An 18,002-nucleotide genomic window follows, 5' to 3' on the forward strand; every position below is an offset into this window, starting at 1 on the left:
CGGAAAATTTGTATTTTACCAAACAGGAGCATTGGATGACTTTTTTCGAAAAAGGAGCAAAAGAGATTTCGGTTTTAACAGATTTACACACAATTAAGGATTATCTCCGTTGGGTGTACAGTATGTTTAATTCACAAGAGATCTTTTATGGTCATGGCATGGATAACGCTTGGGATGAAGCCTCATTATTGGTGCTTTCCAGCTTAAATTTGCCGATGGATGTGCCAACAGACTTATATGATGCGCGTCTTACTGAGTTTGAAAAGCAAGAGATTATTGAATTAGCCATGGCGCGCATTTCAGAGCGTATCCCAACCCCTTATTTAGTGAATTCATCTTGGTTTTGTGGGTTACAATTTTATGTGGATGAACGCGTGCTCATTCCTCGTTCTCCAATTGGCGAACTTATTTTAAATAAATTTGACGGGTTATTGGATAAAGCTCCAACTCGAATTTTAGATATGTGCACTGGCAGCGGTTGTATTGCAATTGCTTGCGCAGATCAATTCCCTGAAGCAGAAGTGGATGCGGTGGATCTATCAACAGATGCGCTCGAAGTGGCAGAATATAATATCGAGCGCCATAATATGCTTGGACGTGTTATCCCAATTCAATCGGATCTTTTCACCGATGTGCCTCAAGATAAATATGATCTTATTGTCACAAATCCGCCTTATGTGGATAAAGAAGATTTAGACAGTATGCCGGCCGAATTTCAACATGAACCTGAATTAGCGTTAGCCGCAGGTGAGGATGGATTAGCTTTAGTGACTAAGATCCTTGCTCAATCTGCAAACTATTTAAATGACAATGGTGTGTTAATTTGTGAAGTAGGCAATTCAATGATTCACTTAATTAATGCTTATCCAGATGTGCCATTCAATTGGATTAATTTTGAAAATGGCGGCATTGGTGTGTTTTCATTAACTAAACAACAATTACTGGATTATCAACATTTATGGCATTAATTCGCTTTAATGTGAATAATAGATAATTACCTACAATAAAATTTTTCTATAAAAAATATTGATTAATCGACCGCACTTAACATTTCTTCGGCATTTGCTAATGCAGTGGCAGTGATTTTACTTCCACCTAACAATTTAGCAATTGCTTGAATACGGTCTTGGTGAGAAAGTGCGGTCATTTTTGTTTCTGTTTTTTCATCCACAATAAATTTTTCCACCATAAAATGATTGTGTCCATGGCAAGCGACTTGCGGTAAATGGGTAACACAAATAACCTGACATTTTGTTCCTAATTGGCGTAACAATTTTCCTACTACATTAGCAGTTGCCCCGCTGATACCTACATCTATTTCATCAAAAATTAATGTAGGGATAGCACTTTTATCTGAAGTCAGGACTTGGATGGCTAATGCGATACGAGAAAGTTCCCCACCTGATGCTGTTTTCGCTAACGGTTGACTGGATTGCCCCAAGTTGCTTTGTAAATTAAATTGAATACTGTCAGCGCCATTGGTGGTGATTTTTTCGTAATCAGTATTTAAATCAATAAAAAATTGCGCATTTTCCATTGCAAGTTGTTTAATTGAGGCTGTAACTTGGGTTGCCAATTTATCAGCACCGATTTTGCGACTGTTGTGTAGTGCTTTTGCCGTTTCTTGCATTTGGGCTAAAGCTTGTTGTTCTTGTTCAATAAGAGTTGCTTCACTTTCGGAAAAATCAACTAATTGTGCTAATTCTTGTTTTAAAGTGCGGTGAAATTCCACTAAGTTTTCTGCATGAATATGATGTTTCTTCGCAAGGTGAATCGCTTGGCTCATTCGTTGTTCAATTTGTTCTAACAAATAAGGATCTTGTTCAATATGAGAAGAAAGATGCTGAACTTCATTGCTGGCTTCTTGAACCTGTATTAATGCTTCTTGTAATAAATCTTGTACAGAACTATAACGAGGATCTAATTCCACTAATTCATCTAAATATTGGGTTGCTTTGTACAGTAAGCTGTCTGCACTAACGGTTTCGTTTTCACTTAATAACGTCAGCACTGATTGTGACAAAGAGGTTAGTTCTTCACTACTTGAAAGGCGTTTATGTTCTTCTTCTAATTCTAAAAATTCATTAGGTTGTAAATTAAACTCATCCAGTTCGTCTACTTGATATTGTAAAAGTTGTTTTCTTGCTTCATTTTCAATGCAGCGTTGTTTAAATTGCTCAACCTGTTGTTTGAGTTTTTTCCATTGCTGATAGTCAGCGTTCATTTGGTTGAGCAAATCTGCATGATTGCAAAAATTATCGAGGGTTTGTAACTGGAAATCACTCTTTAATAATAGCTGTGAGGCATGTTGTCCATTAATATGAATAAGATAGGTTGCCAATTCTTTTAACTGTGAGGCAGAAACCGGAGTACTATTAATAAATGCTTTTGAGCGCCCATCTTGATTGATGATACGGCGTAATATACAGTTTTCAGGGTGATCGTTATCTTGTAATTCATTTTGCTGTAACCATTGGGCTACTTTAGTTTTTGGTTCAATATAAAAAGTTGCACAAACGTCAGTTCTTTCTTGATCTTCTCTAATCATTGAAAGCTCTGTTCGTTGACCTAGGCATAACCCTAGCGCATCAATTGCAATTGATTTTCCTGCACCTGTTTCCCCTGTAATAACAGACATGCCGTTGGATAATTCGATATCTAAGTGGCGGACAATAGCAAAATTATTAATGGTAAGTTGGGTAAGCATAACAAAACTCCTTTACTGTATGTTATACAGTATATTATATGATTTATATACAGTAAAGTGTTTTGTGATAAGTTAAAATAATTTTTTCGACCAACCTAATTTTGTTCGCAATACATTGTAATAATTGTAATTATTTAAATGGGCGAGTTTAAATTTGTGTTGGCTTTTTTGTACAGTAACAATATCGTCATTTGAAAGTTCTAATGCTACTTGGCTATCGCAACTGACTTCTAAACTCGGCACAATATGACCAGCAAAGCGAATTGAAATTTTGCTGTCTCCATCAATAACTAATGGGCGTGATGATAAGGTGTGTGGATACATCGGCACTAATGCGATGGCATTAAGCTGAGGTGTGAGAATTGGGCCACCAGAAGAAAGCGAGTAGGCGGTTGAACCTGTTGGGGTAGCAATAATTAAGCCATCAGCACGTTGTGAGAAAGCAAATTTATCATTTATGTACACGTGGAATTCGATCATATGTGAAATTTTGGCACGATGCACTACTAATTCATTAATCGCATTACCACTAGATACGATTTGATTATCTCTCATTACATTTGCTTCAAGTATAAATCGTTCTTCAACGAAGAACTCACCATTTAAGCAAGCTTGTAGCTGGGAATAAGCTTCTTTGGGATCGATGTCGGTTAGGAAACCTAAATTACCTCGGTTAATACCAATTAAAATAATATCGTATTTTGCTAATACGCGAGCATGACCCAGCATATTACCATCGCCGCCAATAACAATGGCGAGTTGTGCTTGTTGGCCAATTTGATCTAGTGAGGCAATATATTTAGGTTCTAATCCAATTGTTGTCGCAAGATTTTTTTCAACAAGTACGTTGTAACCGCGTTCTTGTAACCATAAGAAAATATTTTTATGCATTTGTAAATTGATATCATCGCGCGGATAGCCTACGATACCAATGGTTTTGAATGATTTATGTAGTGGATTGATATTATCTCGGTTGCTGTACATAGTTATTACTTGAATTTTAAAAAAACGCCCTTATATTACAATGTAAATTACTGACGAGTAAAGATGAACATTCATTCGCCCTTTTATTACAATTAATTTATTGATTTTTTATGGAGAATTCTATGTCGGAAACTGAATACAAACAAGAACAAACCGAAGAGCAACAAGTGGAACAACATGCTGAACAAGAGGTTGAGCAGGTTGTAGAAACTGCAGAAGAACAAGTGGATAACAATGCTGAGAGTACTGAAGTCGATCCATTAGAAGAAGCGATTTTACGTGTCCAAGAATTAGAGCAACAACTTGTTGAAGCCGGTAAAAAAGAGCAAGAAATTCAGTTACGTGCACGAGCTGAAGTCGATAATATTCGTCGTCGTGCGGAGCAAGATGTGGAAAAAGCACATAAATTTGCTTTAGAGAAATTTGCGAAAGATCTGTTAAATACTATTGATAATCTTGAGCGCGCGTTGGCAACACAAGCCAATAAAGATGATGAATGTGTGAAAGGTTTATTTGATGGCGTAGAATTAACGTTAAAAGAATTGCTCGCCACTGTTGCTCGTTTTGGTATTGAACCAGTGGGTGTTGTAGGAGAAAACTTTAATCCTGATTTACACCAAGCGATTTCTATGCAACCAACGGAAGGATTTACAACTAACCAAATCACCACTGTATTACAAAAAGGTTATTTGTTAAATGGTCGAGTGATTCGTCCTGCGATGGTGATGGTTGCTGCTTAATAAAACTTCATAAAATTCCACCGCACTTTTAATCAAAAGTGCGGTTTATTTTTACCATTCTTTCTTCCAAGCACTTTGGTCTAATTCTTTACCAAAATAACTTTCTACTAGGCGTTTAGTAATGTCGGTTTGCGGATTACTAAAAATATCCTGTGTTTTTCCATATTCAATGACTTGCCCTTTATCCATTACAAGTACTTGATCCGCAATATGTTTAACAATACCAAGATGTTGGCTGACATAAATATAGGACACTGCGCGGCGTTCCTGTACATCAAGCATTAAATTTGTTAGCTGCGTTTTGACGGAAGAATCAAGAATACCCAAAGCATCATCGGCAATAATAATTTGGGGATCGAGAATTAATGCTTGTGCTAAAGCAACACGTTGCATTTGGCTAGCAGACATCGTATTGATTTTGACATTTGTATGATCGGGGTAAAGTCCAACTAAACGTAATGTATTGAAGATTTTTTCATCACGTTGCTCTTGATTTAAGTCCGTCATATAACGTAATGGCGTATCTAATATTTGCCCTACATTTAAATGTGGATTAAAGGCAGAATGGGGATCTTGATATACCATGCGAATATATTTTGTGCGATTGGGATCGTTAAATTCTAGCGTTTTTCCTCGGAAGATAATGTCACCAGATGTAGGACGCGTAATGCCCATAATCATTTTCGCTAAAGTGGATTTACCAGAACCATTATTGCCAATAATCGCTAAGGTTTTTTTACGATCAAGTTTAAAGCTGACATCTTGTACGGCATGAAAATAGCTATGCTGGAGCAAACCATAATGTTCTTTAAAGGACTTGCAAAGTTGATTGACTTCTAATAATGCCATATCTATTCCGTATTTTGATTTTCTACATTGAGTGTTAATGGACTATTTACTTCTTTTACTTGGCTAATTTCTCGTAAATTTAGCGGGTAATGGCAAGCAAATTCATGTTGTCTCACTCGTCGCATTGGCGGTTTATTGACGCATTTTTTTTGAGCGAAAGGACAGCGTGGTCCTAAACGACAACCCATTGGCATATGTTCTAGTAATGGCACGCTGCCTCTTAATGTGCTTAAACGACTTTTTAATGGTAAAGGTTGACTAAAATCAGGGGCTGAATGAAGAAGTGCCACTGTGTAAGGATGATGAGGCGTTTCTAAAATACTTTCTTTAGGCCCTGTTTCGGTATTTTGTCCGCAATATAAGACGACAAAGCGATCGCACCATTCACTTATGGTACTGATGTCATTACTCGATAGTAAAATTGAGGTGCCGTTATTTTGATTCATACTTGAAAGCAAGCGGAATATTTGTAGCTGCGTTGTAGATTCCAATGAATTCGTGGCTTCATCCGCAATCAATAATCGAGGTTGGTTGGCAACAGCGATGGCTATCATCACTTTTTGCCCTTCTCCTTCAGTAATATCACCAGGATAGCTGTTCATGATATCTTTATGATCTTTAATACCAACGCGGTGTAATAGCTCAATAGCACGACGTTTTTTCCAACCAAACCATTGCCACCAGCGCCCTTTGAATGTCCAAGAGGGGATATGTTGAATGATTTGTGCGCCTATTTTCATACTCGGATCTAAATAGGAGAGAGGCTCTTGATAAATCACTGAAATGGATTTGCCCACCAGTTTTTTGCGTTTGCTTGGATTGAGTTTAAGCAATTCCACATCAGCGAAGCGGAAACGATCCGCTGTAATAATCCAATTTTCTTTCGCCGCGTTACAAATCACTTTCGCGATTAAACTTTTGCCCGATCCTGTTTCCCCAACCAATCCACAAATTTCGCCTTCGTTTAGTGTCAAACTCACATTATCTACTAATTTAATGCGTCCTTGTGGTGTTTGAATTTCAATACAAAGATTACGAATATCTAATAATGCCATTGTTGACTCCTATTCATAATATTTGTCGATAGCTTTACACAAACCATTGCCAAAGATACTCACGATTAACAGTGAAATAAAAATTGCAATACCAGGTAAAATCATTGACCAAGGGGCGAGATAAACAAGTTCAAGACTATCTCTGATCATAGCTCCCCATTCTGGTGTTGGGCGCTGTGCGCCTAATGATAAAAAACTTAATGCGCTAATTTCCATGATAGTAACAGTAAAAGCTCTGATTACTTCGCGCAAATAACGCACAGTAATATGAGGTAAAATAGTTTCGGTGAGCAAATTCCGCGTTGAAACACCATTTAAACGCAGGATAGAAACGTATTCTTTCTTTTTCTCCAATTGAATAGCCTGATAAATTTCATGGATAAAATGAGGCAACAGAGCAAGGGTAATCGCCAGCATTGCATTTGGTAAGCTTGGTTCCATTAATGTGGCAATAATGATACTAATTAATAGAATAGGCACCGATAAAAAAGCATCTAAAAAGTGACCTAAAATACGCGATTTCAATCCTTTTGAAATGCCCGCTAAAATCCCTAAAAAGCCACCAATAAGTGCGGTGAAAAAAACCACAATTATGCTTGAACCGAACGTATAGGTAATACCATTAAGAAGGCGGCTAAAAATGTCTCTTCCTAGATCATCAGTGCCAAAGAAATAAGCTACTTTACCTTCTGTATTCCAAGACGGTGGAATGAGTTCTGCACCAACAAATTGCATATGGCTTGGATAAGGCGCAAGCCAAGGACTGATCATCGCAATGATTGTCATAAAGACGAAAGCATAAAAACCAAATAAGGCAATACGATCTTGTCGAAAAATATGCCAAATTTGTTTTATTGTGTTGGTTTCGCGGAATTCGTTGGGTTCTTTATCAAATATCATTTGCCCACCCTTTTTTTCCGAAAGGATCTAATAAAAAGCTCAGTAATTCGGCGATTAAATTGATGGTAATGATAAATAATCCAATCACAATAACGCCAGCAGCAATACTGTTATAATCTTGTTGAGAAACGGATAGCATTAACCAGCGTCCAATACCAGGCCAAGCAAATGTACTTTCAACTAACATCGATAATGCTAAAACAAACGTAATCAAGCGGGGTAACTGTGGTATTAAATGTGGCAAACTATTTCGCAATACATAGCGGAATAGGATGCTACAAGTTGACCAACCTCTTGTTTGTGCAAACTTCACATAGTTTTGATTTAAGATTCTTTCACCTTGTTGTTGAATTAAGCGGGTAATTTCCATTGTTGGCGAAAGCATTAACACCAATGAAGGCAAGGCCAAATGTTGGAGAACATTTTGGACTATTTTAATGCGATATGGCACATCAACGAACCACATATCAATGACGGCAAAGCCCGTAATTTGTTTGATTTCATACAGTGCATTATATTGTCCTACTGCAGCAATTTCCCAGCGATATACTGCAGCAAAATAGAGCAGAATGGGGGCAATCCAAAAAAACGGAATTGAAATACCAAAAGAGGAAATGGCATTAATGGCTTTTCCATATATGGTGCGATGTTGGAAAGCTGCAAATATGCCTAATGGTACACCAAATAAAAAGGCCAAAAAGATGGCTGCGAAAACCAATTCGATAGTCGGCGGCAATACAGTGAAAATAACTGAATTTAATGAATCTCCGCCGTTATAGGTAATGCCTAAATTGCCTTTTAATAAACCACTGACATAATCCATATAACCAGAATAAAAGTGCGGTTCAGAAAATGAAATATTTGATGGCTCACGCATAAAAATATGATAGCTCACCAACGTCAGAAAAAATAAAATGGCTGAGGTTAAAAATAAGCGACGAAAAAGAGCATATATCATTTTTTACGCTCCTGTTTAAAGGATAGTTTTTCAAAATGAATGTTGCCAAATGGAGTAATGTCAATGCCACGTACTTTGGTATTGGAAATTAATAAACGTCCCACATTGGCAATGGGGAAAATCGCGAGTTCCGACAAGGCAAATTCTTCCGCTTCTTGATAATCAGCTGCTCTTAAATGGGCGTTGCGATTGAGTAACGCCACATCAAGTAATAAATCAAAACGGCTTGAACACCAGTTGGCGATATTGGTAATTTCACTGGCGCTGTTGCAACTAAGAATCGGGCGTAAGAACGCATCTGGGTCCAAACTGCCAGATAACCAGCCACCTAAAATCAAGTCATAATCTTCAGTTTTATTTGTCAGATTTTGGATTAAAAAGTTGCGAGAAACAGACCGCACTTTTACTTTTACACCTACTTGCGCCAAGTCAAATTTAATCATTTCTGCCATTTTTATTGGGGCAGGATTGTAAACTTGATCTTCATTAATTACCCACAAATCTAAGTTAAGATCGCGATCTGCTAGAACTTTTTTAGCCTGTTCTGGATCATAATGATAGCTTAGTTTTTTGGGTGATGATTCAGCAGCCCATGATACTGGCGGAATAATGCGGTTAGCCAAGGTCGCTTTTTTGTAATAAATCAAATCGATAATTCGTTGACGGTTAATAGCTTGTGCAATAGCTTTGCGAACTGATTTATCTTGCACCGCAGGGCGTAAGGCATTAAAAGCAAGAAAAGATAAATTCATGCCATCAACCATGGTCGTTTGGTAGCGGGTTTCTGCATTTTTTAATAAACCCAGTTGGCTTAACTCTGGGAAACCCACAATCTGGCATTCATCATTTAAGAATTTTGCTAATCGACCTGTGCGATCCGTTGAAAAGTCGATCACAATATGGGGAATATCTGCTGTTTTTTTCCAATAATGAGGATTACGCGTTAAACGAATATATTGGCTGCGGAAATAATCCTGTACTTGATAGGCTCCTGTGCCAACGGGAAGTTGGTCGAGCTGGCTGAGATTGTCATCTGCATTGAGCTGTAAAGCATATTCTTGCGATAAAATGACCGCATACTGACTGGCTAAATGAGATAAAACAGAGGTATCAGGCTCAAATAGCGTAATTTTTACTGTACGAGCATCGATGCTTTCTACTTGTTTAATTTTTTTGTCGAGTTTCACACTTTCAAAATAAGGAAAACGTGATTTACGAGCTAAATCGTGGAAGATTTGATATTGTCGATCCACATTATCATTGTTATCTTCACTGAATTCAGGTAAGCCAGTAGAGTGGCCTAACACACGATTGAGTGAAAATACCACATCATCTGCGTTTAAATCTCGGCTTGGTGTAAACCAAGCAGTGTGGTGGAATTTTATGCCCTTACGCAGTTTTATTGTGATGGTCTTGGCATCCGATGAAATTTGATAGGATTCGGCAAGTGAAGGCTCAATTCGAGCACTATTATCCGCAGGTTCAAATAATTTATTATAAATTTGTTCTGTTACCACATTCATGCTTGTGCTCGTATCCGCAGTTTGTGGATTAAAGGAAAAACCCGTTGCATGAGTACAATAAATTAATCCATTATTTGATACCGACGAAGGCACGCGAGGTGTTGCCTGTGCTGATGTTGCAACAGCGCAAGAAAAAAGTGCGGTTAAAAAAGGAAGAATTTTTTTAAGCATAAATTAAGGTATTCGTGGTAAATTAGCCTAAATTTTAGAATATATTTGTTAGGTTGGCTACCTGATTTATGTGAATCCCGCATAGTTGCCTAATTTATGAGAATTTAAATATGCTAAATAGTTTGCAGAAAGAAATAAATCAATTTATTGATCGTGGCTTGGATCGTTCCTTGCGAATTGCTGTGACAGGGTTAAGTAGAAGTGGGAAAACTGCTTTTATCACAAGTTTTATCAATCAATTGTTACATATTGATAAAGTCGACAATTACCATTTACCTTTATTTGAAGCAGCGCGTAATAACCGTATTATTGCCGTAAAACGTGTGGCGCAATTGGATTTACGTATTCCTCGCTTTGAATATGAAAAAAATTTGGCAGAACTTAGTCAAATTCCACCGCGCTTTCCACAATCTACGCGTGGCGTGAGTGAAACGCGCCTTGCTATTCGGTATCAACGTCATAATGGCTTAATGAGTTATCTTAAAGATACTGGCACCTTATATGTGGATATCTTTGATTATCCTGGGGAATGGTTGCTCGATTTGCCTTTATTGCATTTGGATTATCAGCAATGGTCACAATCTTTGACGCAATTGTTTACTGATAACCGCAAACATTTAGCTCAAACTTGGTTGCAAAAAGTGCAACAACTGGATTTATTGGCTGTGGCAAATGAAGATAAATTGGCTGAAATTGCACAGGAATACACCGCCTATTTACATCGTTGCAAAGAACAAGGGTTACATTTTATTCAACCGGGACGTTTTGTTTTACCAGGTGAGCTTGAAGGAGCTCCTGTATTACAATTTTTTCCGCTATTAAATGTTGATGAATCACAATGGGTTAAATTGAAAAAGCAAGCTTCATCAAATAGTTATTTTGCTGTTTTACAGAAACGTTATGAATATTATCGTCACAAAATTGTGAAGCATTTTTATCAGGATTATTTTGCTAAATTTGATCGTCAAGTGATTTTGGCAGATTGCTTAACGCCTTTAAATCATAGTCGTCAGGCTTTTGTGGATATGCAAGAAGGATTAAGTCAATTATTTCAGAATTTTCATTATGGCAAGCGAAATTTATTACATCGGTTATTTTCGCCTTGCATTGATAAATTAATGTTTTTAGCCACTAAAGCGGATCATATTACCAGTGACCAATTGCCTAATTTAGTGAGTTTAATGCGCCAGCTAGTGCAAGATGGTGGACGACATGTTGAATTTGAGGGTATTGAAACGGAGTACAGCGCAATTGCGGCAATTCGTTCGACCCAGCAAATGAACGTTGAGCAGAATGGTCAACATTTTAAAGCGATTCAAGGGATTAGAACCAGTGATTTGAAAAAAGTAACGCTTTATCCTGGTACTGTACCAAGTAAAATTCCTAATCCGGAATTTTGGCAAGAGCGGAAGTTTGAATTCGATCAATTCGAGCCTCAACCTTTATCACCTAACGAACCCATTCCTCATTTGCGCATGGATACGGTGTTACAATTTTTATTAGGCGATAAATTAGCGTAAGTGAGAAAACAATGAACGATAAAATTATTTTTGAACATCAAGATCATTCAGATAATGAACAGCAGTTTCAAGCTAAGCAAGAGTTTGATCAACAAGCGAAGATTGAAGTAGATAATGAGCCATTAGAAGCAGAACTATTAGATGAAAAATTTGATCAAGCCATAGTGGCGAAACCGCGTTGGTGGGTAAGAGCGTTAATTGGCGTGATGTTATTATTTTTATTAGCCATAGTGGCACAATCAGTCCAATGGTTGATTGATACTTGGCAGAATCATCAATGGATTTATTTCGCTTTTGCTTTGGTAAGTTTTTCAACAGTATTGCTAGGTTTAGTGGCAATTGCTCGAGAATTCTCACGCTTGCGTCAATTGCGTCAGCGTTTATTGTTGCAGCAACAAAGCAGCGAGTGGCAGCATAAAAGTGCGGTGCAAATTGACACAGATTTTTCGGTGGATAAAATGCGCCATTTTTGTGATGAAGTGGCAAAAAATATGGGGCTAGATGAGCAACATACCGCATTAATTCAATGGAAAAAGCAAATTTCATTGGGACATAATGCACAAGAAGTAGGATTTTTATTTAGCCAAAATGTGCTTCTTCCCGTTGATCAAAAAGCAAAACAATTAATTACAAAAAATGCCATTGAAAGTGCGGTGGTGGTAAGTATTAGTCCTTTAGCGGTGGTTGATGTATTTTTTATTGCTTGGCGTAATATCCGTTTAATTAATCAAATTGCACAACTTTATGGTATGGAATTAGGTTATTTCAGCCGTTTGCGATTAATGAAATTAGTGCTATTAAATATGGCACTCACAGGTGCCACCGAATTGGTACAAGAAATGGGCATGGATTGGCTATCGCAAGATATCGCAGCAAAACTCTCTGCACGAGTGGCTCAAGGTATTGGTGCGGGTTTATTAACCGCTCGTTTGGGGGTTAAAGCCATGGAGTTTTGTCGCCCAATGGCATTTAGCCGTCAAGAAAAGCCGAAGTTAGCACATATTCAACGTGAATTATTAAGTCATTTAAAAAGTACCATATTAAACCCATTAAAAATAAAGCAAAGCGAAAAGATGTAACGATTTATTGACGTGTGTATATTTATGATTTACAGTTTAAGCCAATGACTGTTTTCCTTTGGGTTTAAAAATGAACGAAAATACACCGCACTTAACTTATCATATTGATGATATTGTGGCATTAAGTCCAAAAATGCAAAATTTGATTGATAAAGCGAAGAAATTTGCAGTCCTTAATGCGCCTTTACTCATTCAAGGTGAAACGGGAACTGGCAAGGATTTGTTAGCCAAGGCTTGCCATCAATGGAGCCCTCGTCGAGATCATAAGTTTATCGCGGTGAATTGTGCAGGCTTACCAACAGAAGACGCTGAAAGCGAAATGTTTGGACGCATGCAAGCAGAGCAAACCACTCAGGGATTTTTTGAATATGCCGATGGCGGTACAGTATTATTAGATAGCATTGCTGAGTTGTCCTTGCCATTACAGGCAAAACTGTTGCGCTTCCTGAATGATGGTACTTTTCGTCGCGTAGGAGAGGAGCGAGAACATTATGCCAATGTGCGTGTGATCTGTACTTCTCAAGTGCCACTGTTGCATTATGTGAATGAAGGGAAAGTCCGTAGTGATTTATTTCATCGCCTCAATGTGCTGACGTTAGATCTGCCGCCATTAAGTGGGCGTCAACAGGATATTGAACCTCTCACTCAATTATTTGTTCAGCAAATCAGTCAAAATCTTGGTATTTCTCCACCGCACTTTGATCAAGCATTTATTCAATATTTACAGCAACATCATTGGGCTGGTAATGTGCGTGAATTGTACAATGCCTTATATCGAGCTTGCTCTTTATGTGAAGGTCAGCCGCTTGCCATAGCACATCTTAATTTGGCAGAAAACACATCTGTGAATTTGAATGTAGATCCTGTGGGGATTGAACAGTTCGAGAATTTGAATTTAGAACAAATTATGGAAAACTTTGAAAGCCAGGTGTTACGTCAATTTTACAGCCAATATCCAAGCACCAGAAAATTAGCGACACGTTTAGGGGTTTCGCATACTGCCATAGCCAATAAATTAAAACGTTATGGCATAAGCAAATAGACTTAGCTTTCTTCTAAATCAGAAATGGGATTAAATAGGGCTAATTCAGGGAATTTTTTTACACGTTTAAGCCATTCCACTTTTTCAATGTCGATCTGTAATTCAAATTCGCCTTGTTCAGAAATTTTCTCTTGGCGTATACAGTCCAATTGATAAAAACTATGGCGAATTTTGCCTTGGTTGGCATTTAATGTGATGGTTAAAGACAAAATCGTATTTTGTAACCGCTGATGAATAGCTTGAAATAGCAAGTCTATACCAGCACCAGATTGGGCAGAAAGATAGACCGCAACAGGCTGATTTTCATCATTATATTCAATGTGTGGCTGGATATTTTCTTGTTGATCGATTTTGTTATAGACCAATAAGCTTGGTACTTTATCCGCATGAATTTCCGCTAAAACCTCATTTACTGCCGCAATATTTTCCAATTTTCTGCTATCAGCGCTATCAATAATATGTAGTAATAAGCTGGCTTCAGTCGTTTCTTGTAGAGTTGATTTAAACGCATGTACCAAATCATGAGGCAAGTCACGAACAAATCCTACGGTATCTGCTAAAATAACGGTACCAATATCTTTGATATTTAAACGGCGCAATGTAGGATCGAGCGTAGCAAATAATTGATCTGCTGCATAAACATCCGCTTGAGTGAGACGATTAAATAATGTTGACTTTCCCGCATTGGTATAACCCACTAAAGAAAGCGTTGGTATATTCGCTTTTTGACGGGTTTGCCGATTTTGATTGCGTTGTTTTGTCACTTTTTCTAAACGACTTTGTAATTGTGCTATTCGCACTTTAATTAATCGTCGATCTGTTTCTAATTGGGTCTCTCCCGGTCCACGTAAACCCACAGCCCCTTTTTGTTGGTCTAAGCCTGTTTTTCTGCGCACTAAACTCGAAGATAAATATTTCAGTTGTGCCAGCTCAACTTGCAACTTGCCTTCATGTGAACGTGCACGCAAAGCAAAAATATCTAAAATTAACCCTGTTCGATCGACTACTCGGCATTGACAAATTTGTTCTAAATTTCGAATTTGTGCTGGTGTGAGACTATGATTGACGAGGACAACAGTAGCCTGTCGTTGTTCAACTGCTTGAGCAATTTCTTCGGCTTTGCCTTGTCCCACAAAATATTTTGCTTGTGGTGTTGAGCGTGAAGTTGTAATAACTTGTGAGATTTCTACCTGAGCCGATTTCGCTAGCAATTGAAATTCAACAAGATCTTCAAGATTTTTATTTTGGGAAAAGAATACATGAACAACAACAGCACGATCTTGGCTATTGCTTAACGCGGGTGTTTCACAAAGCGCGGTGGAAATTTCATTATTTTTCACCGCACTTTGTTGATTTTGGGTGCTAAATAAAGTCAATGTTATTCAGCTTGAGAATCCGATTCTGCATATTGTTGAGGTTGTTGCTGCGTATTGTTGTGATGTGACACTGAACGAGCTGGAACCACAGTGGAAATTGCGTGTTTGTAAACCATTTGATTAACAGTATTTTTTAATAAAATCACAAACTGGTCGAAAGATTCAATTTGACCTTGTAATTTAATACCATTCACCAAATAAATGGAAACAGGAATACGTTCACGGCGAAGTGCGTTTAAATAAGGATCTTGTAATGATTGTCCTTTTGCCATTTTATTTTCCTTCTTTATAGTTATTATAAATAAGATTATTCATCTTATGAGGATAATTCTACCATATCAATTTTGCATAGCAAGCTCAAAAGCTTGTTTTACTTTTTCTGGGTTTTGTTCGTTTTCTAAACTATTTAACCATTGAATTGGACTTTTCCAACCGCGTAACCAAGTGATTTGTCGCTTAGCTAGCTGACGTGTTGCACATATACCACGATAAATTGCTTCATCTAAATTATAGTCGCCTTGTAAATGTTCCCACATTTGTCGGTAACCCACACAACGAATAGATGGTAAATTTAAATTTAAATCACCTCTTGCGTAAAGCTTTTCAACTTCTGCTTGAAAACCTTGCTCAATCATAAGATGAAAGCGTTGTTCAATACGTTGGTGTAAGATCGAGCGATCTTCTGGTGCAATTGCAAACTGTAAAATATTGTAGGGGAGCGCTTCCCCTTTTTGTTCTGTTAATTCAGTGAGGGATTTTCCGGTTATATAAAAGACTTCTAGCGCACGATTAATGCGTTGGCTATCGTTGGGATTAATGCGTTGTGCTGATATGGGATCAATCTTAGCTAATTTCTGATGTAAAGCCGGCCAGCCTAATTGCGCAGCTTTTTGTTCAATTTCGGCCCGAATATTTTCATCTGCATTAGGAAGAGGGGAAAGCCCTTCTAATAAGGCTTTATAATAAAGCATTGTACCACCCACTAAGAGTGGCACTTTACCTTTAGCACTAATATCCGCCATTTCAGTTAAGGCATCTTGACGAAAATTCATTGCAGAATAGCTTTCTGCTGGATCAAGAATATCAATCAAACGATGTGGTACTAGCGCTTGTTCCTCTTTGCTTGGTTTGGCAGTACCAATATCCATGCCTTTATAAATCAAGGCGCTATCTACGCTGATGACTTCAATTGGCAACATTTGACTTAGCTTAATTGCTAAGTCCGTTTTGCCTGAAGCTGTTGGGCCCATTAAGAAAATAGCGGTTGGTTGCGTAGATTTCATGATTCATCTCTGTTTAATTGTGCTAAGTAATGGCTAAAATCTACTTGAATAGCGAAGTCGAGTAGATTGAGCGATTGTTGATTCAGTTGCAGTTCCACTTCTTGCAATAAATTGACTGCTTGGGCAAATACCTCAATGTTAGGAAATTCCAACAAAGATAAAAGTGCGGTGCAAAATGGCTCAATTTTTGGGTAATTATTTTGTAATAATCCCATCACAATCTTTTGTAAATTTTGTTGGCGTAAGCATTGTGGTACTTTGTTTAAGGTCAGACGTTGCTGTGCAACATTTTCAACAAATTCAAAGCCTAATTCAGCAAATAACGGTTTTTGTTGTTGCCACTGTTGTTGTAATTGTTCGTTTAAGCGAAATACAACGGGAATTAATAAAGGTTGTTGTGAAATTTGTTTGCTTTTCAAACTAAGTTGAATGTTTGTTTGTTGTAACTGTTTGATACTTAACAAATAAAATTGGGTATTTTGTTGTAACAACAATGCTTGATTATCAACAAGTGCTAGGGCTTTTAGCATATGTTGTTGCACAATTTCTTGCGTTGCAACCACATTGATTGGTGGCGATGAGCTTGGCGTGTTATCGGTTTTTAATAATTCACCATAAGCTTTTTGTTCGCTTTTACTAATATAAGGTGCCTTATCGTAATGATGCGTTGAATGTGAGCCATAAGCAGACGGATTTGCCCCAGAAGTAAAAATATTATGTCCTGCAGCTGCGCGATTAGGTTTTTGTGCCACATAATGGGCTTGTGGTTCTTGGGTTTCGTTATGTTGTTCTGCTGCTGCTGAGAAATCCAATTGTTCAGCACTGGATAACGCATTTTCAACGCCCTGACAAATAAAGTCATGGATTAAACGGGATTGATGAAAACGCACTTCATGTTTGGTTGGATGAACGTTCACATCCACTTCGTTTGGATTGAGATCTAAAAAGAGAACAAAAGCAGGGTATTGTTCCGAATGTAAATAATTGGCATAGGCTTGACGAATAGCGTGCGTGATGACTTTATCTTTCACCATTCGTCCATTGATATAGCAATAAGCCAAATCATTTTGCGTGCGATAAAACTGAGGTGCAGCCACCCAGCCTGATAGGTGCAAATCATCATGTTTCCAATCAATATGTAAGGCATGCTGTACAAAATCATCACCACAAATGGCAGCAACCCGTTTTAAAACTTGCGCAGTTTGCACCGCACTTTTATATTGGCGAACCGTTTTGCCATTATGGGTTAGGGTAAAACTAATTTGTGGCTTGGCGAGTGCAATGCGGCGTATGACTTCATCAATATGCGCAAATTCGGTTTTATCACTACGCAAAAATTTACGGCGCGCTGGCGTATTAAAAAATAAATTAGCTACTTCGACAGTGGTACCCACAGGATGAGAGGCGGGTTGAATGTGACTCTCTTGTTCTCGACCTTGAACATAAACTTGCCAAGCTTCATTTTGATCTGCTGTACGCGAAGTGAGGGTTAAGCGAGACACTGAGCTAATACTGGCTAAGGCTTCGCCTCGAAAGCCAAGACTTAAAATAGATTCTAAATCTTCAATATTGGCAATTTTACTGGTAGCATGACGAGCTAGCGCCAAGCTTAATTCGTGTTTTGGAATACCAATGCCATTGTCGCGGATTTTGATTAGGCTCGCACCACCATTTTCAATATCAATTTGAATACGGTTGGCTCCGGCGTCTAAACTATTTTCCACTAATTCTTTCACCACAGAAGCAGGGCGTTCAACCACTTCTCCTGCTGCAATTTGATTTGCTAACTGAGGTGATAGAATTTGAATTGGCATA

The 18,002-nt window shown here is 37.9% G+C and carries 16 protein-coding genes; 5 read left to right on the forward strand and 11 right to left on the reverse strand.

Going from position 1 to position 18,002, the window contains the following annotated elements:
- Window positions 1–35: 35 nt before the first annotated feature.
- Window positions 36–968, forward strand: coding sequence for a 50S ribosomal protein L3 N(5)-glutamine methyltransferase (gene prmB / locus ACT2CV_RS02475; protein WP_464972600.1), 933 nt, complete (start codon window positions 36–38; stop codon window positions 966–968).
- Window positions 969–1,030: 62 nt separating this feature from the next.
- Here prmB and recN read toward each other — a convergent pair whose 3' ends face one another.
- Both recN and ACT2CV_RS02485 read right to left on the reverse strand, forming a co-directional pair.
- The gene (gene recN / locus ACT2CV_RS02480) at window positions 1,031–2,707 is read right to left on the reverse strand and encodes a DNA repair protein RecN (RefSeq protein ID WP_464972599.1); all 1,677 of its coding nucleotides are present in this window, start codon (window positions 2,705–2,707) and stop codon (window positions 1,031–1,033) included.
- A 72-nt stretch (window positions 2,708–2,779) separates the two neighbouring features.
- Window positions 2,780–3,670: an NAD(+) kinase gene (locus ACT2CV_RS02485; protein ID WP_464974015.1), complete on the reverse strand. Its 891-nt coding sequence runs from the start codon at window positions 3,668–3,670 to the stop codon at window positions 2,780–2,782.
- Window positions 3,671–3,813: 143 nt separating this feature from the next.
- On the opposite strand from ACT2CV_RS02485, the gene grpE reads away from it, so the two are divergent.
- Window positions 3,814–4,431 carry a nucleotide exchange factor GrpE gene (grpE, locus tag ACT2CV_RS02490; protein WP_464972598.1) on the forward strand — a complete coding sequence of 206 codons (618 nt, stop codon included), beginning with the start codon at window positions 3,814–3,816 and terminating at the stop codon, window positions 4,429–4,431.
- A gap of 51 nt (window positions 4,432–4,482) precedes the next feature.
- On the opposite strand, the gene ACT2CV_RS02495 is transcribed toward grpE, so the two are convergent.
- From ACT2CV_RS02495 to ACT2CV_RS02515, 5 genes are read right to left on the reverse strand one after another with little or no spacing between them, the layout of a single operon-like run.
- The gene (locus tag ACT2CV_RS02495) at window positions 4,483–5,280 is read right to left on the reverse strand and encodes a peptide ABC transporter ATP-binding protein (protein WP_464972597.1); all 798 of its coding nucleotides are present in this window, start codon (window positions 5,278–5,280) and stop codon (window positions 4,483–4,485) included.
- A 2-nt stretch (window positions 5,281–5,282) separates the two neighbouring features.
- Window positions 5,283–6,335, reverse strand: a complete 1,053-nt coding sequence (locus ACT2CV_RS02500) for a peptide ABC transporter ATP-binding protein (RefSeq protein WP_464972596.1) — start codon at window positions 6,333–6,335, stop codon at window positions 5,283–5,285.
- A gap of 9 nt (window positions 6,336–6,344) precedes the next feature.
- A complete protein-coding gene (locus ACT2CV_RS02505; RefSeq protein ID WP_464974014.1) occupies window positions 6,345–7,232 on the reverse strand; it encodes an ABC transporter permease subunit in 888 nt (295 codons plus the stop codon).
- Window positions 7,225–8,193, reverse strand: a complete 969-nt coding sequence (locus ACT2CV_RS02510) for an ABC transporter permease (protein ID WP_464972595.1) — start codon at window positions 8,191–8,193, stop codon at window positions 7,225–7,227. The genes ACT2CV_RS02505 and ACT2CV_RS02510 overlap by 8 nt, the downstream gene beginning before the upstream one ends.
- The gene (locus tag ACT2CV_RS02515; RefSeq protein WP_464972594.1) at window positions 8,190–9,887 is read right to left on the reverse strand and encodes an ABC transporter substrate-binding protein; all 1,698 of its coding nucleotides are present in this window, start codon (window positions 9,885–9,887) and stop codon (window positions 8,190–8,192) included. The genes ACT2CV_RS02510 and ACT2CV_RS02515 overlap by 4 nt, the downstream gene beginning before the upstream one ends.
- Before the next feature lie 110 nt (window positions 9,888–9,997).
- Here ACT2CV_RS02515 and ACT2CV_RS02520 point away from each other — a divergent pair, with 110 nt between their 5' ends.
- The 3 genes from ACT2CV_RS02520 (at window position 9,998) to ACT2CV_RS02530 (ending at window position 13,528) form a co-directional block, all read left to right on the forward strand.
- Window positions 9,998–11,407 (forward strand): YcjX family GTP-binding protein, encoded by a 1,410-nt coding sequence (locus tag ACT2CV_RS02520; RefSeq protein ID WP_464972593.1) that lies wholly within the window; start codon window positions 9,998–10,000, stop codon window positions 11,405–11,407.
- A gap of 11 nt (window positions 11,408–11,418) precedes the next feature.
- On the forward strand, window positions 11,419–12,486 hold the full coding sequence (locus ACT2CV_RS02525; protein WP_464972592.1) for a TIGR01620 family protein: 1,068 nt from the start codon (window positions 11,419–11,421) through the stop codon (window positions 12,484–12,486).
- A gap of 70 nt (window positions 12,487–12,556) precedes the next feature.
- Window positions 12,557–13,528, forward strand: coding sequence for a sigma 54-interacting transcriptional regulator (locus ACT2CV_RS02530; RefSeq protein WP_464972591.1), 972 nt, complete (start codon window positions 12,557–12,559; stop codon window positions 13,526–13,528).
- 2 nt (window positions 13,529–13,530) lie between these two features.
- On the opposite strand, the gene hflX is transcribed toward ACT2CV_RS02530, so the two are convergent.
- The 4 genes from hflX to mutL all read right to left on the reverse strand — a co-directional run bounded on the left by hflX (window position 13,531) and on the right by mutL (window position 18,001).
- Complete coding sequence (gene hflX, locus ACT2CV_RS02535; protein ID WP_464972590.1) at window positions 13,531–14,904, reverse strand: ribosome rescue GTPase HflX; 1,374 nt, start codon at window positions 14,902–14,904, stop codon at window positions 13,531–13,533.
- A gap of 2 nt (window positions 14,905–14,906) precedes the next feature.
- Window positions 14,907–15,176, reverse strand: a complete 270-nt coding sequence (gene hfq / locus ACT2CV_RS02540; RefSeq protein WP_464972589.1) for an RNA chaperone Hfq — start codon at window positions 15,174–15,176, stop codon at window positions 14,907–14,909.
- 66 nt (window positions 15,177–15,242) lie between these two features.
- Window positions 15,243–16,187 (reverse strand): tRNA (adenosine(37)-N6)-dimethylallyltransferase MiaA, encoded by a 945-nt coding sequence (gene miaA / locus ACT2CV_RS02545; RefSeq protein ID WP_464972588.1) that lies wholly within the window; start codon window positions 16,185–16,187, stop codon window positions 15,243–15,245.
- Window positions 16,184–18,001: a DNA mismatch repair endonuclease MutL gene (mutL, locus tag ACT2CV_RS02550; RefSeq protein ID WP_464972587.1), complete on the reverse strand. Its 1,818-nt coding sequence runs from the start codon at window positions 17,999–18,001 to the stop codon at window positions 16,184–16,186. The genes miaA and mutL overlap by 4 nt, the downstream gene beginning before the upstream one ends.
- Window position 18,002 lies beyond the last annotated feature (1 nt).

Source organism: Reella acinonychis, assembly GCF_052384575.1.
In the GTDB taxonomy this organism is placed as follows: Bacteria; Pseudomonadota; Gammaproteobacteria; order Enterobacterales; family Pasteurellaceae; genus JBQSUQ01.

Coding starts and splice junctions, on each gene's coding strand:
- prmB (WP_464972600.1), top strand. CDS start 36: ATGACTTTTTTCGAAAAAGGAGCAAAAGAGATTTCGGTTTTAACAGAT.
- recN (WP_464972599.1), bottom strand. CDS start 2,707: ATGCTTACCCAACTTACCATTAATAATTTTGCTATTGTCCGCCACTTA.
- grpE (WP_464972598.1), top strand. CDS start 3,814: ATGTCGGAAACTGAATACAAACAAGAACAAACCGAAGAGCAACAAGTG.
- ACT2CV_RS02495 (WP_464972597.1), bottom strand. CDS start 5,280: ATGGCATTATTAGAAGTCAATCAACTTTGCAAGTCCTTTAAAGAACAT.
- ACT2CV_RS02500 (WP_464972596.1), bottom strand. CDS start 6,335: ATGGCATTATTAGATATTCGTAATCTTTGTATTGAAATTCAAACACCA.
- ACT2CV_RS02510 (WP_464972595.1), bottom strand. CDS start 8,193: ATGATATATGCTCTTTTTCGTCGCTTATTTTTAACCTCAGCCATTTTA.
- ACT2CV_RS02515 (WP_464972594.1), bottom strand. CDS start 9,887: ATGCTTAAAAAAATTCTTCCTTTTTTAACCGCACTTTTTTCTTGCGCT.
- ACT2CV_RS02520 (WP_464972593.1), top strand. CDS start 9,998: ATGCTAAATAGTTTGCAGAAAGAAATAAATCAATTTATTGATCGTGGC.
- ACT2CV_RS02525 (WP_464972592.1), top strand. CDS start 11,419: ATGAACGATAAAATTATTTTTGAACATCAAGATCATTCAGATAATGAA.
- ACT2CV_RS02530 (WP_464972591.1), top strand. CDS start 12,557: ATGAACGAAAATACACCGCACTTAACTTATCATATTGATGATATTGTG.
- hfq (WP_464972589.1), bottom strand. CDS start 15,176: ATGGCAAAAGGACAATCATTACAAGATCCTTATTTAAACGCACTTCGC.
- miaA (WP_464972588.1), bottom strand. CDS start 16,187: ATGAAATCTACGCAACCAACCGCTATTTTCTTAATGGGCCCAACAGCT.
- mutL (WP_464972587.1), bottom strand. CDS start 18,001: ATGCCAATTCAAATTCTATCACCTCAGTTAGCAAATCAAATTGCAGCA.